This is a genomic window from Novisyntrophococcus fermenticellae (genome assembly GCF_018866245.1).
GTDB classification, from domain to species: Bacteria; Bacillota; Clostridia; order Lachnospirales; family Lachnospiraceae; genus Novisyntrophococcus; species Novisyntrophococcus fermenticellae.
The window spans coordinates 114,042-138,984 of sequence record NZ_CP076458.1 but is presented as its reverse complement, the minus strand read 5'-3'; the positions used below and the strand labels follow the sequence as shown (position 1 = coordinate 138,984).

The 24,943-nt window shown below is 41.8% G+C and carries 26 protein-coding genes; 16 read left to right on the top strand and 10 right to left on the bottom strand.

Annotation, left to right across the window (positions count from 1 at the left end; translation table 11 throughout):
• Positions 1-64 precede the first annotated feature (64 nt).
• Complete coding sequence (locus tag KNL20_RS00675) at positions 65-2,707, bottom strand: sensor histidine kinase (protein WP_230398779.1); 2,643 nt, start codon at positions 2,705-2,707, stop codon at positions 65-67.
• 14 nt (positions 2,708-2,721) lie between these two features.
• Positions 2,722-3,414 (bottom strand): response regulator transcription factor, encoded by a 693-nt coding sequence (locus KNL20_RS00670; protein ID WP_230398778.1) that lies wholly within the window; start codon positions 3,412-3,414, stop codon positions 2,722-2,724.
• A 175-nt stretch (positions 3,415-3,589) separates the two neighbouring features.
• On the opposite strand from KNL20_RS00670, the gene KNL20_RS00665 reads away from it, so the two are divergent.
• Positions 3,590-3,856, top strand: a complete 267-nt coding sequence (locus tag KNL20_RS00665) for a hypothetical protein (RefSeq protein WP_230398777.1) — start codon at positions 3,590-3,592, stop codon at positions 3,854-3,856.
• Between the two features lie 159 nt (positions 3,857-4,015).
• On the opposite strand, the gene KNL20_RS00660 is transcribed toward KNL20_RS00665, so the two are convergent.
• The 3 genes from KNL20_RS00660 to KNL20_RS00650 all read right to left on the bottom strand — a co-directional run bounded on the left by KNL20_RS00660 (position 4,016) and on the right by KNL20_RS00650 (position 7,003).
• Positions 4,016-5,365, bottom strand: a complete 1,350-nt coding sequence (locus KNL20_RS00660) for a glucose-6-phosphate isomerase (RefSeq protein ID WP_230398776.1) — start codon at positions 5,363-5,365, stop codon at positions 4,016-4,018.
• Between the two features lie 98 nt (positions 5,366-5,463).
• Positions 5,464-6,207 carry a hypothetical protein gene (locus KNL20_RS00655; protein ID WP_230398775.1) on the bottom strand — a complete coding sequence of 248 codons (744 nt, stop codon included), beginning with the start codon at positions 6,205-6,207 and terminating at the stop codon, positions 5,464-5,466.
• Between the two features lie 97 nt (positions 6,208-6,304).
• Complete coding sequence (locus KNL20_RS00650) at positions 6,305-7,003, bottom strand: 5'-methylthioadenosine/adenosylhomocysteine nucleosidase (protein ID WP_230398774.1); 699 nt, start codon at positions 7,001-7,003, stop codon at positions 6,305-6,307.
• Positions 7,004-7,148: 145 nt separating this feature from the next.
• Between KNL20_RS00650 and KNL20_RS00645 the strand changes: the two genes are divergently transcribed.
• The gene (locus tag KNL20_RS00645; RefSeq protein ID WP_230398773.1) at positions 7,149-7,385 is read left to right on the top strand and encodes a TIGR03905 family TSCPD domain-containing protein; all 237 of its coding nucleotides are present in this window, start codon (positions 7,149-7,151) and stop codon (positions 7,383-7,385) included.
• Positions 7,386-7,433: 48 nt separating this feature from the next.
• Here the strand turns inward: KNL20_RS00645 and KNL20_RS00640 are convergent, their stop codons facing one another.
• Entirely contained in the window at positions 7,434-9,035 is a 1,602-nt protein-coding gene (locus KNL20_RS00640; protein ID WP_230398772.1) for an MBL fold metallo-hydrolase RNA specificity domain-containing protein, read from the bottom strand.
• Positions 9,036-9,548: 513 nt separating this feature from the next.
• Between KNL20_RS00640 and KNL20_RS00635 the strand changes: the two genes are divergently transcribed.
• Positions 9,549-10,610, top strand: coding sequence for an undecaprenyldiphospho-muramoylpentapeptide beta-N-acetylglucosaminyltransferase (locus KNL20_RS00635; protein WP_230398771.1), 1,062 nt, complete (start codon positions 9,549-9,551; stop codon positions 10,608-10,610).
• A 63-nt stretch (positions 10,611-10,673) separates the two neighbouring features.
• Here the strand turns inward: KNL20_RS00635 and KNL20_RS00630 are convergent, their stop codons facing one another.
• Both KNL20_RS00630 and KNL20_RS00625 read right to left on the bottom strand, forming a co-directional pair.
• The gene (locus tag KNL20_RS00630) at positions 10,674-11,171 is read right to left on the bottom strand and encodes an RNA polymerase sigma factor (RefSeq protein WP_230398770.1); all 498 of its coding nucleotides are present in this window, start codon (positions 11,169-11,171) and stop codon (positions 10,674-10,676) included.
• Between the two features lie 15 nt (positions 11,172-11,186).
• Positions 11,187-11,594, bottom strand: coding sequence for an HIT family protein (locus KNL20_RS00625; RefSeq protein ID WP_230398769.1), 408 nt, complete (start codon positions 11,592-11,594; stop codon positions 11,187-11,189).
• A 172-nt stretch (positions 11,595-11,766) separates the two neighbouring features.
• Here KNL20_RS00625 and KNL20_RS00620 point away from each other — a divergent pair, with 172 nt between their 5' ends.
• The gene (locus KNL20_RS00620; protein ID WP_230398768.1) at positions 11,767-12,423 is read left to right on the top strand and encodes a two-component system sensor histidine kinase NtrB; all 657 of its coding nucleotides are present in this window, start codon (positions 11,767-11,769) and stop codon (positions 12,421-12,423) included.
• Here KNL20_RS00620 and KNL20_RS00615 read toward each other — a convergent pair.
• Positions 12,398-13,033, bottom strand: coding sequence for a rhomboid family intramembrane serine protease (locus KNL20_RS00615; RefSeq protein WP_230398767.1), 636 nt, complete (start codon positions 13,031-13,033; stop codon positions 12,398-12,400). The two genes, KNL20_RS00620 and KNL20_RS00615, sit on opposite strands and share 26 nt — an antisense overlap.
• Before the next feature lie 294 nt (positions 13,034-13,327).
• Here KNL20_RS00615 and KNL20_RS00610 point away from each other — a divergent pair, with 294 nt between their 5' ends.
• The 12 genes from KNL20_RS00610 (at position 13,328) to KNL20_RS00555 (ending at position 24,122) form a co-directional block, all read left to right on the top strand.
• The gene (locus KNL20_RS00610; protein WP_268966525.1) at positions 13,328-13,810 is read left to right on the top strand and encodes an A24 family peptidase; all 483 of its coding nucleotides are present in this window, start codon (positions 13,328-13,330) and stop codon (positions 13,808-13,810) included.
• Between the two features lies 1 nt (position 13,811).
• Complete coding sequence (locus KNL20_RS00605) at positions 13,812-14,831, top strand: P-loop NTPase family protein (RefSeq protein WP_230398765.1); 1,020 nt, start codon at positions 13,812-13,814, stop codon at positions 14,829-14,831.
• A 5-nt stretch (positions 14,832-14,836) separates the two neighbouring features.
• The gene (locus KNL20_RS00600; RefSeq protein ID WP_230400015.1) at positions 14,837-16,003 is read left to right on the top strand and encodes a CpaF family protein; all 1,167 of its coding nucleotides are present in this window, start codon (positions 14,837-14,839) and stop codon (positions 16,001-16,003) included.
• Positions 16,000-16,743: a type II secretion system F family protein gene (locus KNL20_RS00595; protein WP_230398764.1), complete on the top strand. Its 744-nt coding sequence runs from the start codon at positions 16,000-16,002 to the stop codon at positions 16,741-16,743. Before KNL20_RS00600 ends, KNL20_RS00595 begins: the two co-directional genes overlap by 4 nt.
• Before the next feature lie 37 nt (positions 16,744-16,780).
• Positions 16,781-17,983, top strand: a complete 1,203-nt coding sequence (locus tag KNL20_RS00590) for a type II secretion system F family protein (RefSeq protein WP_230398763.1) — start codon at positions 16,781-16,783, stop codon at positions 17,981-17,983.
• Positions 17,984-18,032: 49 nt separating this feature from the next.
• The gene (locus tag KNL20_RS00585; protein ID WP_230398762.1) at positions 18,033-18,200 is read left to right on the top strand and encodes a Flp1 family type IVb pilin; all 168 of its coding nucleotides are present in this window, start codon (positions 18,033-18,035) and stop codon (positions 18,198-18,200) included.
• Between the two features lie 58 nt (positions 18,201-18,258).
• Positions 18,259-19,707 carry a DUF5702 domain-containing protein gene (locus KNL20_RS00580; RefSeq protein ID WP_230398761.1) on the top strand — a complete coding sequence of 483 codons (1,449 nt, stop codon included), beginning with the start codon at positions 18,259-18,261 and terminating at the stop codon, positions 19,705-19,707.
• A gap of 492 nt (positions 19,708-20,199) precedes the next feature.
• The gene (locus tag KNL20_RS00575) at positions 20,200-20,559 is read left to right on the top strand and encodes a hypothetical protein (protein ID WP_230398760.1); all 360 of its coding nucleotides are present in this window, start codon (positions 20,200-20,202) and stop codon (positions 20,557-20,559) included.
• A 1-nt stretch (position 20,560) separates the two neighbouring features.
• Positions 20,561-20,983: a prepilin peptidase gene (locus KNL20_RS00570; protein WP_230398759.1), complete on the top strand. Its 423-nt coding sequence runs from the start codon at positions 20,561-20,563 to the stop codon at positions 20,981-20,983.
• A 54-nt stretch (positions 20,984-21,037) separates the two neighbouring features.
• Positions 21,038-21,466: a TadE family protein gene (locus KNL20_RS00565; protein WP_230398758.1), complete on the top strand. Its 429-nt coding sequence runs from the start codon at positions 21,038-21,040 to the stop codon at positions 21,464-21,466.
• Positions 21,463-22,704 carry a DUF6382 domain-containing protein gene (locus tag KNL20_RS00560; protein WP_230398757.1) on the top strand — a complete coding sequence of 414 codons (1,242 nt, stop codon included), beginning with the start codon at positions 21,463-21,465 and terminating at the stop codon, positions 22,702-22,704. The genes KNL20_RS00565 and KNL20_RS00560 overlap by 4 nt, the downstream gene beginning before the upstream one ends.
• 101 nt (positions 22,705-22,805) lie before the next feature.
• Entirely contained in the window at positions 22,806-24,122 is a 1,317-nt protein-coding gene (locus KNL20_RS00555) for an HAD hydrolase family protein (RefSeq protein WP_230398756.1), read from the top strand.
• Positions 24,123-24,151: 29 nt separating this feature from the next.
• Here the strand turns inward: KNL20_RS00555 and ybaK are convergent, their stop codons facing one another.
• Positions 24,152-24,628 carry a Cys-tRNA(Pro) deacylase gene (gene ybaK / locus KNL20_RS00550; RefSeq protein WP_230398755.1) on the bottom strand — a complete coding sequence of 159 codons (477 nt, stop codon included), beginning with the start codon at positions 24,626-24,628 and terminating at the stop codon, positions 24,152-24,154.
• Between the last annotated feature and the right edge of the window lie 315 nt (positions 24,629-24,943).

Here is a 24,943-nt window from a genome sequence, read left to right as displayed (position 1 = left end):
ATTCAGTTACTATCAGCCATGCTTTATTTTTTGCGCATGGCTGAATGGTAACCGCATATTCGATTTAATCATCCATCTCTTTTTCCGCTGTATCAGATTGTTCATAAACCTCTTCAAACATCAAAGTAACTTTAAACAGATCTCCATCCAGATAGATATCAAAGGATCCATGCTGGAGTCTGGTCAGGTTTTGGGCAATTGACAGGCCCAGGCCACTTCCTTCTGTACTTCTGGAGACATCCCCTCTGATAAAACGTTCCGTCAGTTCCCTGGCTTCAATATTCAGGGGATTTTCCGATACATTCTTTATGGTAAAAAATACCTTGCCATTCAACCTTCCGGTTTCTATATAGACACGGGTCCCAGGCATCGCATACTTAACCACATTAACATAAAGATTCTCCAGCACTCTCCACATGCGCCGTCCATCAGCTGATATACATAAGAATTCACCCGACAGTTTCGTCACCATACTTAAGTTACGTCCGTTAAATCTTTCATCAAATTCACCATTCATTTGCTGAACCAGTTCATTAATATTCAATGTTATAAATTCCAGCCGGATGTTCCCGGAGCTTACCTTCGAAGCTTCCACCAGATCCTCCGTCAGCTGCTTTAACCTCTGAGATTTTGCATCCAGTATATCAATATATCCCTTGATTCTGGGCTCCTGAAGATTCTCTCTTTTCAGCAGATCAACATAGTTGATAATAGAGGTCAGTGGCGTCTTAATATCGTGAGAGACATTCGTAATTAAATCTGCCTTTAACCGCTCACTTTTCATCTTTTCATTGACCGCAGCCTGAAGCCCCTCTCCTAAATTGTTGACTGTTTCGGCAAGCTTCAAATTGTCTCCGTTTAGATTGGTGGTACTTACTTTATAATCCATATCCCCTGAGCCAATCTGCTTAAGCCCTTCCAGCACACTCTGACGTTCAGAAGACTCTTTTATAAGGTAAAACAATACGATTACATCCATGATAAGACATAGCATGACGCCTGCTCCTGAAAAGCCCGTCAGAAAAACAAAGTGAAGAAATACAAATCCTCCGTAAATCAATATAAGCTTTGTGGAAGTATTTCTCTCTGCATAGATGTTCCTGCAAAAAAATACGATATTGTGAAGAATACTGTTCCGCCACAGGTTCTTTCCCTTTATTCTCCGGACAAAGCTGTAGTATATGGTCAAACCAATCCCATAACACAGTGAGGCAAGGACAGACGCCAACACAACAACCCAGACAGAGGCTTCGTTCCCAACACTTTCTCCTACGGCCGCCGCTCCAATAGCAATAATTCCGATTCCAAAAACCCCCAGTATGAATGTCAGCTCAGAGGGCATACGGTCTGCGTTATACAGCCGGATTGTGTTATCATAAGCGTTACGTCCTGACTGAATCGTACCTAAAACGATCAGAACCAGCCACAAGACAACTGATACTATTAAAAATACAATAAGCAATCTGGCCCAGGGCATATAGGTATCGAAGGTTTTAGCCAACTGGTAAATATCATCATGATATGGAAAACTTGTGTCCAGGCCCAAATACACGGTTTCATTTTGATCCAGAACCGCACGGTTTGAAAGGACATTTTTCAGATATACTCCGGCCTGGGTATCTCCATCTCCTTGCTTTACATCCGTCATAACTCCATTCTTCCGCTGATATCGGATATAGACTTCATGTAAATCGGCGTTCTCATCCACCCCCTTATCCTTCCACTCGGAGACATTGGTAAATATATTCCCGGATTCATCTTTTATATAGTATCTCAAATTGCTGTTTTCATAAGTTTTATCTGTAAATTCCACATGTGAGGTATAAGAACCGTATGCATTTACAGTTTCCACCAGGCTGCTATACAGCTCCTGTAAGGAAACATTTCCTTTACTCCTTGCGGCATATTCTGCCAGCGTTCCTCCGGCCACCGTTTTGGGATATTGTTTTTCCAGCTCCTCTCCGTTTTCAAATAGGTATAGAAAGGCATCTGAAACTGTTGTTACATCTTTAGATGAAAGCTCCTGAATACTTTTCGCCAGCTGAATTTCTCCGTCCGTCAGGATAATCTCCGAGTTGTCTTCGCTTGCTGCAGCAGATGAATCCTCCGATTTCAAAGCTGCATCTACCGCTTTTTGCATCTCTTCTTTTGTGTATTCCGTCTCAGTATCTTCCAGGTAATCTCTGCTCAATCGGCTATAGTAATATCCATAATCGTCTCCCGAAAGCGTATTCACATAATTGCCGTCCTGATAGTCCCAGTACAATTGTTCTAATTTATCCGCATAACCATTATTATAAAACTCCTGAATCTGACCCAATGTATAAGACGTCTCCGGATTCAGGGATATTTCATCCAAAGCGGCGGAACCATCCTGCAATACCTCGCTGTGGGTAATGTCAACCTCCTTATCTCCATTCAAAATGCCATCTTTCTGAAATCGTCGGTTCAACCGGAGTTGATCGCCGATACTATGCATTTCACTGTACAGCCTTTTCCCGCAGCCTTCAGTCTCCAAATAACGCTCACTTTCGCCAATCTCATTCGGAGAGAATCCGGCATAGAGTAAAAGTATTAAAATCCCTATGGAAAGTGCAAAGACAAATACACATAGCAGCTGTCCCAAAAAAACAAGCAGCTTCGCAGGCATTCCAAAAAACGGTTTTGTTCTGCTTGTTATGTTACCCTCTTTATTTCCTTCTGCCATTAATTTTTCCTTTCTCAGACTTTTTCAATCTTATATCCAATTCCCCAGACCACCTTCAGATAGCGGGGTTCCTTGGGGTTAATCTCAATTTTTTCACGTATATGACGTATATGAACAGCAACTGTATTATCGGCACCGATTGCATCTTCATTCCAGATGCTCTCGTATATCTGTTCTATAGAAAATACTTTTCCTGGGTTTTTTACCAGAAGCAGCAGAATATTATATTCAATCGGTGTCAATTTTACGGATTCTCCCTCCATACTGACCTCTTTCAAATCATCATTGATCACGAGGCCTCCCACCTGATAGATATCCTGCCCTTCTGCTCCCGCCATGTTGCCCAGCTTTGTATAGCGGCGCAGCTGTGATTTTACTCTTGCCACAAGCTCAAGCGGATTAAAGGGCTTCGTAACATAGTCATCAGCCCCTATATTCAACCCCAGGATTTTATCCACATCCTCTGATTTTGCTGAAAGGATAATAATTGGTATGGTGCTTTTTTCTCTTATTTTCAAAGTGGCCCGAATACCATCTAACCTCGGCATCATTACATCTATAATCAATAACTGTATATCCTCCTTTTCTAGCATCTGTACAGCCTGAATCCCATCATATGCCTTCAGGATATGGTATCCCTCCTGACTCAGATAGATTTCAATTGCATCCACAATTTCTCTGTCATCATCACATACCAGTATGTTCATTTCACTCTCTCCTCATTTTACTTGCTATCCGTAGTGCGCATCTACAGTATAGCTTAAATATCGATTTACTGATAGCATAACAGTAAATATTTATTTCCATTTAAAAAAAACATTAAGAATTTTTAAAGTTCATGATATACTTAGAATAATAGAACATTTGAAAGGATGCACAGATATGTTTCGTATGTGGGGAAAGTTAATTAAAAATAATAAAATGATGGAAGACCAGACAATCTGTAATGATACCTCTGATTCCAGAACTGATAAAGTATTTGATTCTTTAAATGAAATTTGTGATAACTGGGATTTAAGTAAGCCAATATGGTTGGACAAGAATATCGCAGAATTTAAAAAACACGCAAAAACCAGATTTGACCAGGATCATTTTATTGATCATATAGATTTTGACTATCTGGAAATACAGGTCATAGAAGAAGGATGAATTAAAAGAGGCCGCGATTGGCCTCTTTTAGGTTTAACCATATAGAGGATGTTTCTATGTGCAATCCGGAGATATTCTGCCGGTTTTGCAGGCTACGTTACAGAATAACTCCGAATCCCCTGAGCATCCGGTTATCTGCTCAGAGTATATAAAAATCGATTATAATCTTTTTAATAACTCCTCGCGTTCTTTTTCAAATCCCGGTTTGCCCAAAAGTGCGAACATGTTCTTTTTATAGCTTTCCACACCCGGCTGATCGAATGGGTTCACGCCGGATATATAGCCGCTGACACCGCAGGCAAACTCAAAGAAATAAAACAATTGTCCCAGGTAGAACTCGTTCTGCTCCGGAATATCAACCTTCAGGTTGGGTACGTTACCGTCTGTATGGGCCAGAATCGTTCCGTTCATGGCGCTTTTATTGACAAAGTCTACGGTCTTCCCTGCCAGATAGTTAAGTCCGTCCAGATCTACGGGCTCCTCACTGATTTTCAATTCTACATTAGATTTTTCAATATTTAATACAGTTTCAAACATAATCCTGGAACCGTCCTGTATGAACTGTCCCATGGAGTGAAGGTCTGTGGTCAGATCCACAGATGCGGGAAAAATCCCTTTTTGATCTTTTCCCTCGCTCTCACCATAGAGCTGCTTCCACCACTCAGATACATAATGAAGGCTTGGCTCATAGTTAGCCAGTATTTCCACAGATTTTCCTTTTCTGTGAAGAATGTTACGGATTGCAGCATACTTAAGCGCATCATTTTCTTCATATGGCGCGTTCAATGCCATCTCGCGTCCGCTCGCTGCACCTTCCATTAATTTATCGATATCTGCACCACTTGCTGCTATCGGAAGCAGACCTACTGCGGTCAACACGGAGAATCGTCCCCCTACGTCATCCGGAACTACGAAGGTTTCATATCCCTCTTCATCGGATAGATTTTTCAACGCTCCCTTTGCACTGTCTGTGGTTGCATAAATCCTCTTAGCTGCTTCTTTCTTTCCATAGCGCTTTTCCAGCATCTCTTTGAAGATACGGAAAGCAATTGCCGGCTCCGTCGTGGTTCCGGACTTTGAAATGATGTTTACAGAAAAATCTCTATCTCCGACCACATCAGTCAGCGCCTTTATGTAACTGCTGCTGATGCTGTTACCCACATAGTAGATTTCAGGCGTATTACGCTGTTCTCTTGATATGTTATTATAAAATCCATGTCTTAAAAATTCTACTGCTGCACGCGCTCCCAGGTAAGAGCCTCCGATACCTATCACCAGCAGTACCTCGGAATCATTCTGAATTTTTTTTGCTGCCTTCTTTATACGGGCAAACTCGTCTTTGTCATACTCGACCGGAAGGTCAATCCACCCAAGGAAATCATTTCCCTGTCCGCTCTTTGAAACTAATACTTTCTTTGCCGTATCTGTAATCCCGGCAAATGCTGCCACTTCTTCATCGCGGATAAACTTCATCGCCTTTGAATAATCAAACGTCACTTTTGTTCCCATATCTTTTATCTCCTTTGGCTCTGGACTCTATCAATTATTATAGTTCAGGCTAAGTTTAGTTTATCAAACCCCGGCCTTTCAGTCAACCAAAAGCAGGCCTAATTCAGATACTCCCTGATTACCTCCCGGAACAGCTTTTCTTCGTCCGGAGTCAATACACCTGCAAAGCGGCTGTCTGATGCAGCCGCTTCCCGGATTCCCTTTTCTATCTGAGTAATCTGTTCCTCAGTCCGGCTGTGCTGCTCCGCTCGTTTTTCTTTTATTTTCTTAATATTAGCCCGTTCCTGGTCAGTAGCAGGAAAAGTCTCCGGCTGCGCCCGTTCCCGGGCCCTTCCCTTGACTAGATTCATATCCCGGACAATCGTATTTTCATAGTAATCCCGCCATCCGTCCACCAACCGTTCTTCCTTCTCCGATTGATTTAAACAAAACCTCAGCATCACAAGTGCTGAAGCAATGCTGCCGGCCAGCAGTCCATGCCGCCATAATACATACATTTCATAATGATATTGAATCACTCCGTATCCCGCCAGAGCGAATAGGACCACACACATACATAATACAACATTTTCTACCTGTTGCAGCCTCCCGATCTGGGTGCCGCCTTGTCTTGCATCTGATAACCTTGTCCTGATAAATGAATCGGCATTATCAATCTGCCTGCCCTTACTCTCTTCCAATATCCTGGCCGTCCACTTACCCTTAGGCTTGTCTTTTCGTTTTAGATCATGAATTGCCATATTATAAAAATGATTACTCCAGAACAGACACCATACCCCCACGATGCCAGCCGCTATCATACCGTATTGAAATAAATTCATGTCAATGCATATCTGCAGCATTATGATACCCCCTTGCGTTTTGGTACTGTCATTATATACCGCAGATATGATTTTTTGCATAAAAATCGTTCGTCAAATGCCGACAGATTCTTTTCTTTTACAGCCTTTTTACCATATTCTCCACTAAATTGACACAATGTCTGATAGCTTTCCGCTCGAATGTTGGGTAATCCACGGAAGCACTGTCGTCAGCTTTATCTGAAATCGCCCGAATCACCACGTAGGGAATCCGATTCAGATATGCCCCCTGTGCAATTGCAGCTCCCTCCATCTCTGTACAGCAGCCTCCAAAGTCATTGATAATGCGTTTTTTTACATCCTTGTCGGAGATGAACTGATCACCGCTTACCACCCTGCCTGCAAATACAGCGATCTCAGGATTTACCTCCCGGCATACCTCACAGGCCAGACTTGTCAGTTTTTCATCCGCCGGAAAAGCCAGTACATCCATCCTCGGAATCTGTCCCCTGATATATCCGAAATTCGTTGCATCCATATCGTGCTGAAGCGCATCGGTAGAAACTACGATATCTCCAATATTGATCTCGTTCTTCAGAGAACCGGCAATCCCGGTATTAATGATTGCATCTACTTTATAATCATCTATAAGTATCTGGGTACAAATACCTGCATTGACTTTACCAATTCCAGAACGTACTACTACCACATCTTTTCCATTCAGTCTGCCCTTATTGAATGCCATGGAAGCCTTATTCCTGACCGAAACCGCAGTCATTTGCTGCTTTAGCTTTTCAACTTCTTCTTCCATCGCACCTATGATACCGATTAAGTTCATCTTTCAAAATCCTCCTGCCGCTTTAATTAATACTGGAATATTCTATCTATAACTGATATACTGATACTATTATAGGGTCAAAATACCTTTTGACCCTTACATCATAGCATGATATTTGCTGTTTTACAACGAAGGAGATGATGGTATGGTATATAAAACCCATGGTACCTGCAGTAAGCAAATCGAGTTTAACCTGACCGACGGAAAAGTCCATAATGTAAACTTTACCGGAGGATGCGATGGGAACTTAAAGGGCATCTGCTCGCTGATTGAAGGTATGGATGCAAAGGAAGCAATCGAAAAGCTGGAAGGGATTCCCTGCGGCTTTAAGAAAACTTCATGTCCGGATCAGCTTGCTCAGGCATTAAAGCAGGCATTATAATGAAGTAATAGCAAAGGGGTTCGCACATATGCAAACCCCTTTGCTATATCATCTGTCCCATTTATCGGAGAGATTATTGATCTGATCAGCGAATTTAGACAAGTCCTTATTGGCCCCTCCCTCATTATGCCGGATGACAGCCATGAGCCGTTCACCTGCAGCTAACAACCGGGCATATACAGCACTCTTTCTGGCATCCACCTGCCTTGCCTTTTCAATACGGACTGGTGTGGGTGCGGATACCACTTTATTTTCCTTCAAATCATATACTGTACCGCTGTAAGGCACAGTTACTTCATATTGAAGTTCCCTCCTCAGCCGCTCTGCAAAAATTTCGGAGACATTCTCTTCCCCATGCGTGACAAAAACCTGATTCGGATGTTCTTCAAAAGATGAGGCCCACTGCATCAGCCCCTTATTATCGGCATGCCCGCTGATACCTTGCAGCATCATAATTCTGGCATTTACCTGTACGGCTTCACCAAACAAACGTATGGTATCAGCCCCTTCTGTCAAAGCCCTTCCCGGAGTGCCCACTGCCTGATATCCTACAAATAATATCGTACACTCCTCTCTCCAGAGATTATGTTTCAGGTGATGCTTGATGCGCCCTGCATCACACATTCCGCTGGCGGATATAATTACCTTGGGGTCATTGTCGAAGTTAATTTCCTTTGATTCATCACTGGTAATAGAGATGCGAAGCCCCGGAAATCTGATGGGGTCAATTCCACTGCGGATCAGTTCTGCCGCTTCCTCATCGAAACACTCTGCATCATGCTCCTGAAAAATATTTGTTGCCTCAACAGCCAATGGACTGTCAACATAGACCTTGAAGTTTCCTGCTCCCTGAATTAACTTCTGCTCCTTAATCTGCCGCATAAAATATAACAACTCCTGGGTTCTGCCTACGGCAAAGGACGGTATTACAACATTCCCTCCCTTGGAGAAGGTTTCCTGTAAAATATTGGCCAGGGACTTCACATAATCAGGCGGTGCTTTGTGGCTTCTATCGCCATATGTGGACTCCATTACAACATAATCAGCCTCTTTTATATAAGTAGGGTTTTTTATCAGTGGCTGGTTCAGATTTCCTATATCGCCCGAAAATACAATTTTTCTGGTTACATCTCCTTCTGTAAGCCAAAGTTCAATACTTGCAGATCCAAGCAGATGCCCTGCATCGATAAAACGCACTTGAATGCCTGGGCTTATATCAAGAATCTGATTATAAGAGTAGCCCTTTATATTACGGATCACTCCCATAGCATCCTGCATCGTATATGCCGGGATAAACTCTTCTTTCCCACGTCTCTTGTTTTTCCTGTTCCTCCATTCAGCCTCGAACATCTGTATATGGGCACTGTCACGGAGCATGATATCGCAAAGATCCGCTGTTGCCTCAGTGGTATATACAAGTCCCCTGAATCCCTTCGCATAAATTGCAGGAAGATTCCCGGAATGATCTATGTGCGCATGGGTCAGCAGTACAAAGTCCAAATTTGACGGAGGCACCGGTATCGGTTCGTTTTCAAACACGTTAGGACCCTGTTCCATACCACAATCCACCAGAAAACGTTTCCCGCATGCTTCCAGATAATAACAGCTCCCAGTCACTTCATGGGCTGCACCTAAAAATGTAATCAGCATATAGCAACCTCCCCTTTCAGTTCGTCTGATTGTGTAGCTACTTTTAGTATACCTCAAAATGCCCTGAATTTGGATAAATTTAAAAAATATTTTTATAATAACGTACAAATAGCAGACAAAGAACAACCCGGAAAATTCTCATCTGCCGAGGTACTTACATCTGCTATCTGTAATTCGTGTGTTTGGAATTATAGTTGAAATCGGGGCGCGCCTTGCCCCATTTCCTTATGCCTGCGGAACCATCCTTTCTGCGGCAGTAATGTAAGAGCGCCCATGCCACAAATACCGGATTGTACTTCAGGCAAATTAATCGGTACCCATTAATTGAAGTTTTCCCCTCCTTTATCTTATATTTAGTCTTACATTACTTAAAGAATACGTTTTATATTCCAATAAATTACATTTTTCTCCAAATTTTATTATTATTCTTCTTGTTTTTCCTCTTGCCCTCCTCCTCACATGATTGTATACTGAATTGTAATGACTAATTCTGTATATACCAGGAGGCTCTTCATGAAACACATTGTTCTGACAGGCGGCGGTACCGCCGGGCATGTAACACCTAATATAGCATTAATACCTTTCTTAAAAAAATCCGGTTATCAGATCTCTTATATTGGTTCTTATGAAGGGATAGAGAAAAAATTAATAGAGGAACTGGATATTCCCTATTATGGAATTTCGTCCGGCAAATTACGCCGTTATTTTGATATAAAAAACTTTACGGACCCGTTTCGCGTATTAAAAGGTTTCAGTAATGCAAAAAAACATCTGAAAGACCTGTCCCCCGATATTATATTTTCAAAAGGCGGATTTGTTGCCGTTCCTGTTGTTCTTGCTGCGAAGCGTCTTAAAATTCCGGTCATCATACATGAATCGGATATGACCCCAGGCCTGGCTAACAGATTATGTATACCCTCCGCAGCCAGAATCTGCTGTAATTTCCCCGAGACTCTCGCCTCTCTTCCTGAAGAAAAGGCTGTTTTGACCGGGACGCCCATTCGGCGTGAACTTCTTGCAGGGAATAAACTGAATGCGCTGAACTTCTGCAACTTTACTGCCAATAAACCTGTTATTATGGTAATCGGAGGAAGTCTGGGGTCTGCCTCTGTGAATGATGCAGTGCGATCCATCTTACCCGAACTTCTCAAAGATTTCCAGATTATACACCTCTGTGGAAAGGGAAAGGTCGATGCGTCTTTGGAAGGGGTTACCGGTTATGTTCAGTATGAATATATTAAAAAAGAGCTTCCCGATATGTTTGCCCTTGCAGATCTGGTGATCTCCCGCGCCGGCGCTAACGCCATATGTGAAATCAGTTCTCTGGCCAAGCCAAACCTCTTGATTCCCTTATCCGCAAAGGCTAGCAGGGGCGATCAAATTTTGAATGCCCGCTCCTTTGAAAGGCAGGGATACAGTATGGTACTTGAAGAAGAATCGCTTACCTCCCAGAAACTTTTAGATGCAATCAAAGAATTATATGCGGATAGAAACCGGTATATAACCGCCATGAAAAACAGCAGTCATACCGATTCTATTCAAGTGATTATGGATTTAATAGAAACCTGCTCATAAAGAATTTCCCAGAGGAGTAGCTGCCTCTGGGGAACATAGCTTCGATAATCCGGCATAGAAGACTTATTTTTCAGTATATCTATGACTCAGCCATTTTTTTGCGCGATGATGTCTGACTCTGAGGTTATTCAAAGTAATGCCCATCTCATTGGCAACAGCTTCCGGTTTTTCTCCTTCAATATCAATTTTCATAATTATGTAAAACCATTGTCTGTTCTTTTGGTAGAGCTCTGCCAATATTTGAGATAAAATCTCCCTTTTAAGAACTTCACACTCTGCCGAAATGGTATCACTTCCCAAATAAGTAATATCCTCTTTTCCTACCACTTCCCACTCATAATAGGTTTTCCTCCTGTAATCGATTGCCTTTCTGGTGGTACAGGTAATCAGCCATCCTTTCACTCTTTGCATGTCAATGCTGTTTCTATTCAGATATAGACTGACAAATACATCCTGCGTGATATCCTGCGCCAATTGAAAATCCTCAATAACATCATAGGCAATTTTTGTCACAAGAGAATGGTACTGGTCATAAATTTCCCTAAATTCTGTCTTCTTCATGTCAAGTCCTGCAAGTTAAAATTGTTCTCTTACTTTTTTTATGATCTTTTTTTTGTCACTTTCCTCCAACACCCCCGGTTCCCATGACAATGCAATCTGATCCTCCCGATATCTGGGAATCAGATGAATATGAAAATGAAATACCGTCTGTCCTGCCATGCTTCCATTATTCTGAAGTATATTCAGCCCTTCCGGATGCAGCCCCCGCTTCAAAGCATTTGCAGTCCTCTTAGCCAGGCAGAACGCATTAGCTGCCAGCTCATCCGGCAACTCATAAACATCTTCATAATGTTTTTTAGGTAGAATCAGTGTATGCCCAACGGATGCCGGTCCTATATCCAACACCACCCGAAAATTCTCATCTTCATACAATGTTGCAGAAGGAATCTCGCCATTGGCAATTTTGCAAAAAATACAGTCCATAATTTTACCTCCAATTTTATATTTGCATTAAGTATCTGTAAAAAAGCATAAAATACAACTCTTTTGTTTCTATCTTATCATCTTTTTGTCACTTTTTGTCAAAAAAACAAAAACTTTTTTGTTTGATTATTATGCCTTCAGGTGCTAAACTGTACTTAAAGAGGTGATATACATGAAAGATGAAAAATATAACTACACATTGTCAAAATTCTCACACGAGGTGAGAAATCCGGTAACACTGATCAACAGTTTCCTGCAGCTAATGGTACAAGATCATCCGGAAGTCGCCACGTACAATTATTATGACAAAATCGAAGAAAATATGACGATTCTTCGATCTCTGTTGGACGAGCTTACAGATTATAACCACGCAGCCAATCTTTGCAAAGATGAGATAAATCTTTACCTGTTTCTTGTGAAATTTACTGAATCTGCACGGGAAATGTTAAAAAAGGATGGTATAGATCTTGTGCTTCAAAAAGAATCCGCTATCCCAAGAATCAAACTGGATCCTGTTAAAATGAATCAGCTGTTTTCAAATTTGATTCGCAATGCTGCAGAGGCTATCGCCCCAAATGAGGGGAGAATCACTATCAGCCTGACTTGCGATGGTGATAATATTGATATCAAATGCTCTGACAATGGCTGCGGCATTACGCAAGAACAGATGGATACCATCTTCCATCCTTTCGTAACCTATAAAAAAGACGGAAACGGGCTTGGTCTGGCTATTTGTGAAGAGATCATGAAAGGGCACAACGGTTCCATATCCGTAATATCCGTTCCAGAAGAGGGGACAGAGTTTACACTTCATTTTCCGATTTCTTAAAACGAACAGGAAAAAGTGCCAGAAAGGCTCCCCCAAGAAGTCCGCCTACATGGGCCAGATTATCTACACCCGTAGAACGGAATCCTACATAGACAGATAATGCAATCATTGCAAGTAAACGTCTCACACTGAGATTCCCTTTATGGCCCCTGTAGTGCCAGACTATAATAACAAGGGCTCCCAGCACAGAAAATATTGCTCCCGATGCGCCCGCCGATACAATTTCTGTTCCCTGTGACACTTCCATTGCCCAGGAACCGAGGCTGCCCAGCAGCCCACCTCCCAGATAGATAATCAAATACCTTATCTTTCCCACATATTGTTCCAGATAATATCCCACAAAAAACAGCAAAAACATATTATTAAACAAATGCTCAATTCCAAAGTGAAGAAACATGCAGGTAAACAAACGGTAAAATTCTCCCTGCTTAATCAGTGGAGTATATGCGGCCCCCCAATCCACCATATGCGCTGCATCCAGTGAACTTCCTGTTGCCTCCACCAACGCAAATACCACAATATTGATCCCAATTATAATATAATTCATCCAGCATACCGGACTTCTTCGCATCTCGTCTATGATATCTTCATTATAGTTCTCTGATCCCATGTATCTACCTCTGAAAATTGTTATTCACTATGATTATAATGAATAATTTGTTAAAAATCAATCTATTAGAAATTATATATAGATAAAAAAAATAGAGAGAAAATTTTCCTATTTTTTTGTGCATTATTTTGCTGGACAAAATGCTAAAATCTGGGTATAATCAACTTCATCCAAAACATTCCAATTGCAAATCATTGATTTCTTTTCTAATCTGCATTTTATCTGCAAGATGAATCATCCTTTTTTAATAATTTCACAGGAGGTGATGTATATGGGGAATTCCTGGCTTTATTATTGACTACTGCAGCGGTATATATGGATTTAAAAGACGAGAAGATACCCAATAACTGGATTCTGACAGGCTGGACTGCCGGCATTTTGTTTCAGCTCTTTCTGAACGGAGCTGTCCAGATTCCTTATCTTCTGTCCGGAGCCCTGCTCCCCATAGTGATGCTGTTCCCGTTGTTTACTGCAAGAATGTTAGGCGCGGGTGATATTAAGCTTTTATCTGTTCTGGGCGTATTTATGGGGCCTGGTAAGATATTTATATGCATTCTCTATTCTTTTTTATGTGGAGCGATACTTTCCTTCGCATTCTTAATTTTCTGTCATTCGTTATTCGACCGCATGCAATATTTCATAACTTATTTCCAGCGGTTTATTCACTTAAAGCAGAGAATTTCATACCGTCTGCCTGGCAAGAACCGCCCGGAGCATCTGCACTTTTCCGTGGCAGTCTTAATAGGAGTTCTATTGTGGATAGGAGGTTTTTATTGATATGAACAGACATAAAAGTATATTTGCCGTATGTGATCTTGAGGTGGAATACGCTTATAATTTTATGGAGTACTTAAACCATAAGAAAAATATCCCATTCGAAGTTCAGGCTTTTACCGGCCCCGAAGTTCTTTGCAGCTACGCCCGGGAGCATCCGATTGAGATTCTTCTTATATCTGGAAAGGCCATCAATGATGCGGTGAAGCAGCTAAAGGTAAATATGCTAATCGTACTATCTGAGGGTGTTCATCATCCAGAGCTGGATCAATACCCAAGTGTATACAAGTACCAGTCTTCCGACAACGTCATCCGGGAGGTTATGAGCTGTTATGGAGCAGACAAAGAACCACATCAGGAAACTCCTGTATTAAAACATGAAACACAGATTATCGGAGTCTACTCTCCAATAGGGCGGACGCAAAAGACCTCCTTTGCACTGACTCTGGGTCAGATACTTGCAAAAGACCGGGCCGTTCTGTATCTGAATCTTGAAAATTTCTCAGGCTTTGACCTTCTGCTTGAACAGAATTTTGATCATACCTTAAGTGATCTCCTTTATTTTCTGCGTCAGGAAAATGTAAATCTCCCCTACAAATTGGGAGGGATGGTCCAGAGCATACAAAACCTGGACTTCGTCCCACCCGCACTATGCCCCATGGATATACAGTGCACCACCTGTGAGGAGTGGATGTCACTCATAGATATGATTGTTAAAGATAGCAGCTACGAAATTTTGATATTGGACCTTGGGGACGGTGTTCATGAGCTGTTCCGGATTCTCGAATCCTGTGAGCAAATTTATGTTCCCATCCGCAGCGATGCATTTTCTATAGCTAAGATTGCACAGTTTGAACATCTGCTGCATGTCTGGGGACACGACAGTCTGCCGAAAAAGATTCAAAAGATTAAGCCCCCATTTCATACCACAAACCATACGGGAAGATCCTATATTGAAAATCTGGTTTGGAGTGAGCTGGGCGACCATATTCGGGAAATGCGCAGAAGGGAGAATTTGTTTTGAAACACATGGAGGAACTTAGAAACCAACTACTGCAGCAGCTTGATATGAGCAGAGAAATTGATGATCAGGAAATTCTGGACTGCATTGATGAACTGGTGTTAAAAGACGGAAAGGATACCCCCCTCACGATTACAGAAAAGAATCGCTTACGCAGAGAACTGTTTGACTCCATACGAAAACTGGATGTACTTCAGGAATTAATTGACGATGATGAGATTACAGAAATCATGGTAAATGGATATCAGGACATATTTGTTGAACGGGGAGGAATCATTCAGAAATATGACCGCCAGTTTTCATCGCCCGATAAGCTGGACGACGTAATACAGCAAATTGTAGGGCAATGCAACCGGGTTGTCAATGAACAAATACCGATTGTAGATGCAAGACTGGAAAACGGTTCCAGAGTGAATGTTGTTTTAAAGCCCATTGCATTGAATGGCCCCATCATCAGCATCCGACGTTTCCCTGATTCTCCCATTACTATGTCAAGTCTTGTCTCAGGCGAAAGCCTTACTCAGGAAGCCGCAGATTTTCTTCAAAAGCTTGTTGTCTCAGGCTATTCCATTATGATAGGAGGGGGCACCTCTTCAGGAAAGACAACTTTTCTAAATGCACTTTCTTACTTTATTCCATCCGCCGAAAGAGTTATTACCATTGAAGACAACGCTGAACTCCAGATACAAAATGTCAGTAATCTGGTCCGCCTCGAAAGCAGGACCTCCAATATGGGTGAGAGCCTTGAGATTACCATGGATGATTTGATAAAATCAGCTCTCCGCATGCGTCCGAACCGTATTATTGTCGGCGAAATCCGCGGCGGAGAAGCCAGATCTTATATCACTTCCCTAAATCTGGGTCATAATGGAAGTATGGCGACAGCACACGCAAACTCAGCTGGCGAGATGATCAGCCGTCTGGAAATGATGGTACTGATGGGCATGGAACTTCCACTGCCTGCGATTCGCCGCCAAATAGCCTCCGGAGTTGAAATTCTAATACATCTTGGCCGGGATACTCAAGGCAGGCGCAGGGTAGAAGAAATTGCAGAGGTTCTGGGACTGGAACAGGAAGAAGTTAGGTTTCACACCTTATACGAACGAAAGGGTGGTGCCCTGATGCAGACAAATTCCTTGCTGCACAGAGAAAAACTGAAGAGGGCAGGGCTATGAAACAACGTTATGACAGATATGTCTTTTCAGCAAGAGAATGGACTTATATAGCACTTCAGATAATTGCCTTATCTCTGATATTAAATTATCTGTTCTACCGAAGCATCTGGGGTATGCTGCTTATCCTCCCCGCAGGATGGATTTATTTGAAAGAACAGCAAAGACGTAAGCTGAGGATCTTACGGCAAAAATTATATTATCATTTCAAAGATGCCGTATCTGCCCTGCACACTGCAATCCGTACCGGGTATTCCCTGGAAAACGCTTTACATGAGGCTTATCTGGATCTGCTACATACCTATGGGAAATCCGATGTAATGGTAAGGGAACTCCATGCAATGTACAATCAGATACAGCTAAAGGTCAGTGTAGAAGATTTATTCACAGACCTCGGAAGCAGAAGCAGAATTGAAGATATAGAAACCTTTGCCCATGTAATTAGAATCGCCAAACGAACTGGAGGAAATCTGGATCAGGTTTTGCAGGACATATGGCGTACATTAAGCGAAAAAATAGATACGAAGCAGGAAATAGACGCAGGAATTGCTGCAAAAAAATATGAACAGACCATTATGAGTCTGATGCCTGCGGGAATCATCTTGTATCTTCAATTTACATTTCCCTCTCTTCTGTCGGAAATGTATACTACCCCTATTGGCAGAATCGTTATGAGTATGTGTCTGGCTGTATACGGAGCTGCCTATCTTCTGGGAACTAAAATCGTGGATATAGAGGTCTGATACAACGCTACTTTACTATTCTACACCGGAGGAATATATGCAGAAAAAACAAATGATTCTCATCTCTTCGGCCGCCCTTTCCTTCAGCATAGTCTTCTTTATGAAAGACATAATTGCATCAAGAGCAATTACCGAATATACATTGGAAAGAAACACACCAGGGGAAGGCACCAGAGACGAAACACTTGAATACGAACTGAGTGACGGCACCGGCGGAGAAGTTACACTGACAATCCCCGAAGGCAATTATAAATTAGGAGAAGTTGAGCGGTTTCTGGAACAGGCTCTGCAGCAATTGGATCAACATATTATAGGAGATAATAAATCATGGAATCACATTAGCCACAATCTGAATTTAGTCTCATCCGTGCCGGACAGTCCTGTCAATATATCCTGGATCAGCAGCCGTACCGACATACTTGATTATGATGGGAACCTCTCAGATAAAATTCCCAATGAAGGTGTTGAAATTACATTGGATGCAGAACTTAGTCTTCAGGGAAAAAAAGAACACTATCAAAGAGCAATTAAAGTTTACCCACCGGAAGCTTCCAGTTTAAGTGAGGAATTGAAGCAAACTGCAGAAAAATCAAATGAGAATCTGGAGGGAAATCAGTACCTTCTTCCGGAAACCCTAAATGGAAAACGGATTATCTGGAAGTATAAGATCTCTACTCAGGGTGTAACTCTTCTATTTCTTACTCTCCTCGGCATTTCAGCCGCTTATATTGCCCAAAAGCAGGAAGCCAGCCAACTTCAGGAACGCCGCAGGGAGCAGATGATGTTGGACTACCCGGATATAATAAGTAAGTTCCTTCTATTATTAAGTGCCGGTCTCAGTATTCGTAACTGCTTTGAACGTATCGCTCTCGATTATAACAAGCTGCAGAAATCCGGGACCGTAGAAACTCATGCAGTATATGAAGAGATCGTAATTACCTGCCATGAAATAAAAAGTGGACTTTCAGAGCAAAAAGCTTACGAAAGCTTCGGAAAAAGATGTGATTGTTCTGCTTATAAAACATTGGCAACTCTCTTATCGCAAAGCCTGAAAAAGGGTAGTAAGGGAATTATGGATTTATTAGAAAGGGAGGCTCAGGATGCCTTTGAAGACCGAAAAAGGCGTGCACGAATAATCGGTGATAAGGCTGGTACCAAACTATTGATTCCGATGATTATGATGTTTGCCATTGTTTTAGTTCTATTGGTCGTACCTGCCTACCTGTCTTTTTCGCTGTAATAATTCAAGCAGCCATAAAGTAACCGTTCCGGGAAAGGAGGTGAGGCATATGAAAGAGCTGCAGGCATTTTGGAAAGAAGAAGACGCTGTTGCTGTTGTAGAAGTTATATTGGTTCTAGTCGTCCTGGTTGCACTTGTAGTTATATTTAAAAAGCAACTTGTCAGCTTAGTAAATGACATTCTGTCAAAAATCACCAGTCAAAGCAAAGAAATTTAATCATTCTTTACATTCCGATTTGCCTGAATAAAAAAGACAAAGAAAGGAGCTGTATACCATGAATATAAAGACGGGAAGTATCACCATATACCTCTGCCTGACACTGACAATACTATTGTCACTATTCGCCGGCATGCTGAAATCTGTCAGAACTGAAGGTGGACGTGTTATGATAGCATCCGCTATGGATCAGGGACTTTTTTCCCTGTTTGCACAATATGACAAAGATCTGCTGGATGAATATGATTTGTTCTATCTGGACGGAGGCTTTGGAAGTAAATCTCTTCAAATGAACCGCTTATATGATACAGTCCGGCAAGATGCTTTATATAGTCTGAATCCAGATGGGCATGGAAATAGAAATTTTTTTGGAGCAGACTTCCTATCCGGCGCAATCACCGGTTATACCTTGGCAACGGATCAGACGGGAAACTCTTTTGTTCGCCAGATAACCGAATATATGCGGCAATCCCTCGGCGTTTCTGGTATACAGCAGCTTTCGAATATTCTGACAGGACAGACAGATAAAATAAAATCTTTAGAGCATCAGAAAAATCAAATATCCACCGAAGATCCTGTAGACGCTTATGAGCAGGAAAAACAGATCGCCGGGGAATCCTTTCCAGAAACGGAAGAAGAGCTTAGACCACATCTATCCTCCGGTCCGGAGATAAATCCAATTGAAGTTATCAGCAATCTTCGTAGGATGGGAATTCTTGGACTTGTAGTCACAGATCCTGCACAGATTTCTCAATACAAGATAACACCTTCGGCTCTCCCCTCTTCAAGAAATCTGAACCAGGGAATGGGGGTTCTCCCTGTAGCGGAATCCAACAAATCAGATATGCTTCTGATAATTGAATATATTATGGAAAAATTTCCGAACTATACTTCAGCGGATAAAAAAGATGGGCTGACCTATCAGGCCGAATATATAATCGGAGAAAAAATTACCGATGCCGAAAACTTAAAGGCAGTTATCAACCGGCTGATAGCAATTCGGGAAGCATCGAACTTTATTTATTTAAATACCTCGCCCTCAAAAAAATCCCAGGCAGATACAATGGCAGCAACTTTAGCCTCGGCTATGGTGCTTCCGATTGCCACGCCGGTGATATCCCTTGCTCTTTCAGCCTGCTGGGCCTTTGCCGAAAGTATATTGGATATCCGCGAGCTTTTGGATGGTGGAAAAATTCCGCTTCTTAAAGATGATGCCTCCTGGCAGTTATCTCTGGAGAATCTGGCATGCCTGCCAGATGTTCTGGATAGTACCAGGAAAAGTGACAGCAGAGGTCTGGACTACAATTGGTACCTGCGCTTTTTGCTTTTTACAAAATCTCAGGCTCATCTGGTTTATACTTCTATGGATTTAATCGAGTACAACATGAACTTGAAAAACCCCGAAATTCATTTTCAAATTGACAACTGTGTGGAAAGCTTAGAAGTAGAAGGACTATGGAAACTGGATAGTGGAAATTATTCTATACGCAGAAGCTATGGCTACTAAAACAGGAGGTGAAAAAGGGTGCCCTTTTACACGGAGAAGAAAGAAACTATGCGAAAAAGAAACTATTTACCTTCAACCACAAAATACTCTCTTCCGGGTATCCAATCCCAAAATCATGATGAGCTCACCCCGAAGGTTCATCCAACTTCCACCGGTAGGAGGGCAGCCTTTTTTGCCTCCTTATCACACGCAAGCTTTACTGTTGAAGCTGCCTTTATTCTCCCTTTATTTCTCCTGACCTGTCTGTCTGTGTTCAGTATGCTGGATTTTTACAGGATTTATGTAACCGAAAGCGTTGCTCTCAAAGAAAAAGCCCAGAAAACCGCCATGCATGCATATACCCCCGGCGAATCAGAGTGTCTACAAGAACTTTATCCCGATGGATACCTGGTTTTAAGTAAGACTGTGAGATACCAAATCCCATATTCTCCTTTTCCACTTCCAAAAATTCAGGTACCCTGCCACGCAAGAGCTCATATCTGGTGTGGATATATGGGAGAGGATGTACAATCAAGTGGCGGAAGCCCGGGCAGTGAGATGGTCTATGTGACGGATTATGAAAGCGTCTATCACACCTCGTCCACTTGCACCCATCTGGATCTCCATATCTATACGGAAACCCTGGATGCTGCTCTACAGTCCAGGAACAAAGACGGTACCCGCTATCAGCCTTGTGATAAATGCATTGGTGAAGGTATTTCACATGGACATGTGTACTTAACAGAACGTGGAACAGCCTATCATAATAACCTGGAGTGTAGTGGTCTAAAGCGTTGTATTCGCTTAGTCAAGCTTGATGAGACATCTGCGCAAAATCTCTGCAGTAGATGTCAATACGCAAAAGGAGAATAGAATGGACTGGAAAAGCATTGTCACACTTGGCTTACTTACGGTTAATACCTGGAGAGATATCCGAAGAAGAGAAATCTATCTTCTTCCCACGGTTTTTTATGGCATCTGGGGCCTGATACTGACATTTTATAGCGGAAACATCTTTCACTGGGAAGTCATAGCCGATCTGCTCCCGGGTCTTATTCTTCTGTTAATTGGAAAAGTCAGTGGAGGAAAAGTCGGCTATGGGGATGGTCTGCTGGTTCTTTCATTTGGGGTCTGGAACGGCTTCAAGAATTGTATATTTACATTAGCCGCAGCGTTGATGTTGGCTTTCCTCTGGTCCGCCTTTTCCCTCTTAAAAAAAAGCTTAAATAAGAATAGTGAAATCCCCTTCGTTCCTTTTTTACTGATTTCTTATATTCTGATGTTTAGAGGATTTTAACCCGTGCATATTACTGTACACTTTGTGCACCTGAACTTCCGAAAGGATTATATTATGACTAATTATACAACTTCCGGCGTCCCAAGACTGCTTCGGAAAGCTTCTATGTCTGTTGAAGCAGTTTTCATAACACCTCTGATTCTTTTTGTTCTATTCATGGTTCTATTCTTTAGTTTTTATATCCATCAGCGGATATGGTTTACGGAGGCCGCATATGAAGCAGTACTAACCCCTGGAAATGAAAGAGAAAAAGCACAGCTCCTCCTTAAAGAAACACCGCTGGCCTTAAACGCACCCAATGTAAATGTGGCTATTTCCAAACAACAAATTCAGACTACTTATGAAGGTAAAATCTTACCATCGGAAGGCTCGTTCAGCTTAAACTATAGTGTCTCAGCCAAAGCCGAGGTGCTGAAACCTGTGGAGTATATCCGTAACCTTCGGAGTATCGGACGACTGCAGGACGGAAAGGATTTTAGATGAATATTGAATATAAAAGAGATCTGAACCATAATTACGTAATCTTGGATAGTCCGGATTTAGCCGATACAAGTGCTTATCAGGTCCGGATGATCCTGTCCAACGATATTAGCGGTCTGCTCACCTGCAGCCTTAGAGGCGTAGATGGTAAAACACTATTTTGCTACGAAATAACATCTCTGCAATCTTTGAAAAATCTTTATGAGCATAAAAGTATGGAATCGTTGATGCTCATTCAGTTGTACGAGCAGATTTTTCAGGTTTTGGAATATATAGAACAATTCTTATTAAATGTCGATGATTTGGTCTTATCTCCGGAGCTGATCTTTCTAAATTCCGAAAGTTCCAAAATCAGCTTTTGTTTTTTACCCGGGTATGGGAAAGATATCCGTCAGGGGCTTAGGACACTGATAGAACATCTCCTGCCCAAAATAGATCATAAAAATCAGGCTGCTGTTACAACCGCCTATGGTCTTTACCGCAAAATTACTCAAGATAATTGTGGAATAGACGCATTGAGATCCGCTCTTCTTTTGGAAAGTTCTTCCGTATCCTCTACAAAGCAGGAACTTCCGCCAGAGGATTTGGAAAGTGAAGACCTGCAGCGAAAACAAATTTTAGATGCTTTTTTTTCAGCTTCGGAAGACGAGGAAAAACCTTTTCAGAATAAATATGTCGGAATAGGTGTTACTTTATTCTTGACCATTCTGCTAATCCTTTTCAAGTGTTTTTCCCTTCCCCTGTGGGCTTACCTGCTACCTTTAATTCTTGCTTTGTCAATCGTATGTGTATATGTTGTAAAGCGCTTTATAGCAGGGAATTTCTCTGCTCATTCCATTGATAACCTGGAAAATAGTGATGCGGATACCAGTCACTCCATGAAACAGTCTGACACACTCCCCCCTCTATATGGAGAAACCGAATTGATTGGCAGCAAAAATTTGGAAACCCCTTACCTTTCCGCCTTATCCCCAGCTTCATCGCCTTCCATTCTTTTGAATAAAGATTTGATTTTAGTAGGGAAACTCTCACACGCAGTAGACGGTGTCCTTGATTCACCTGCAGTAAGCCGGATTCATGCAAAAATAAAAAAGAAAGACGATGAATTTTACATCGGAGATTTAAGCTCCAGAAACGGAACTTTTGTAAATGGAAATCCCGTGAAGGGTGAGGACGAAGTAAAGTTGAATAATGGAGATGAAATTACTTTTGCTGATATGAAATATCGTTTTACAGAATAAAGTTCATGCTGTCTTTTCTGTAAATCATATGGTAGAATATCTATATAATGACAAAGGGATTTTGACTTTTGACGTTATGAATAACGGGAAAGAGGCTTAAGTTGGGAGATAAGTCAAACAAACATGCTATTCACATACGCAATAAAATTCCACCAATTGGAATGCGTATGATTAAATCCGCGGTTGCAGTGTTTTTATGTTTCGTAGTTCATATGCTTCTCGGAGGAAAGCGGGATATTATGCAGTCTATTATTGCCGCTGCCATCTGCATTCAGTCACGTATGGATTATAGCGCAAGAACAGGTTTCGAACGTATTGCCGGAACTTTAATAGGTGCCGCATTCGGTTGTCTCATCGTATTACTTTTTCAGTATGTACCGGCTATGGGAGCATTTGGCGGTCTGCCTAAATATATAATTATTTCTCTTGCAGTCGTACCTGTAATATATACAACCGTTTTACTACGTCTGACAAACACTTCCATTATGGCATGCGTTGTCCTGTTTGCAGTGACATTGGGTCAGGTAGGAGATAATCCTATTATATATACGCTGAATCGAGTTATAGATACTTTAATTGGTATCTTGATTGCAATAGGGGTCAATCTTTTTGAGCTCCCCCACTATCACAATAATGATATCCTGTTTATTTCCGGTGTAGATGATACGCTTTTAAATATGAGGGATTCCCTCACCTCTTACAGCAAAATCGAACTTAACCGGATGATTTCCCAAGGAGCAAAGTTTACAGTCTTTACCAAACGCACTCCGGCTTCGCTGGTTGAAGTCATCAAAGATGTTGATTTACAGCTTCCTGTTATCGCTATGGATGGGGCTGTTTTGTATGATGTCAGGGAAAATCAATATCTGAAATTATATGTTATCTCTGGAGATACCATTAAAAAGCTTTTGGATTTTTTTGAGCTTATAAAAGTAAACTGCTTTATCAGTACTTTTATCGGCGATATCGCTGTGATATATTGCCCCGAGCATATGACGGCTATCGAAGAAAAAGAATACACCTATTACAGGAAATCACCATACAGGCAATACGTTAACGGAAAACTTCCTGATGGGCAGGAAGCAACCTATGTCTATGTGATTGCTGATGAAGAAAAAATCACAGAGGTTATGAAGGCGCTCTGCAATCAGGAATTCGGCAGGAAATTGAAGGTAAAAGCGGAACCTTCAAAAGAATTTCCAGGAAACTATTATCTGCGGATTTACAGTAAAAATGCAAGTAAGAAAAACATGATTGCATATTTAAGGGAATATGTAGGAGTAGAAAAGACCATTACTTTTGGAAATCCATCCTCAAACTCGGATGTGATCATTCATGATGGAGATGCAAACAGGGTAATAAAGACAATGCGGCGTTTATATCGTCCGCTTCTGATCAATAAACTTAAGAAGAAGTAGGCAAAAAGCCTGCTTCTTCTTAAGGGGAGTCAAAATGTCAAATCCGCATACTCGGCTCTGCTGACTTTCTTCAGTTCCTCAGGGCTTAAAGCTAATGTTGTTCCGATTCTTCCTCCACTCACATAAATCTTCTCAAACTTCCGGGCTGACTCATCGACATACGTAGGAAATTGTTTTTTCATACCAATCGGACTGCAGCCTCCGCGAACGTAACCGGTAATCGCGTTAATGTCCTTTACATGTATCAGTTCTATGGATTTTTCTCCAATCACCCTGGCTGCTGCTTTTAGATTAATCTCCTCCCCAATAGGGATTACCAGCACATAATACAAACTACTCTTTCCCTGTACAACCAATGTTTTAAAGCTCTGTTCCACGGGAGCTCCTGTTTTCTCAGCTGTATGAATCCCATCTATAAACTCTTCACATTCATATTGGATCAGTTCATAGCTGATTTTCTGCTTGTCCAAAATCCTCATTGCATTTGTTTTAACTTCTTTTCCCACCTTTATTCCTTCTTTCAAACAACATATGAAGAGCGAGCCGTGCCAACCTCAATTCCGCTTCGCTTCATTTCGCTTGAGGGCGTTCGCCCTATAAAATCAAAACCGAAAATTCAGCCTGGTAAGCCAGCTTCCGGAGGCGAGCCGTGCCAACCTCAATTCCGCTTCGCTTCATTTCGCTTGAGGGCGTTCGCCCTATAAAATCAAAACCAAAAATTCAGCCTGGTAAGCCAGCTTCCGGAGGCGAGCCGTGCCAACCTCAATTCCGCTTCGCTTCATTTCGCTTGAGGGCGTTCGCCCTATAAAATCAAAACCAAA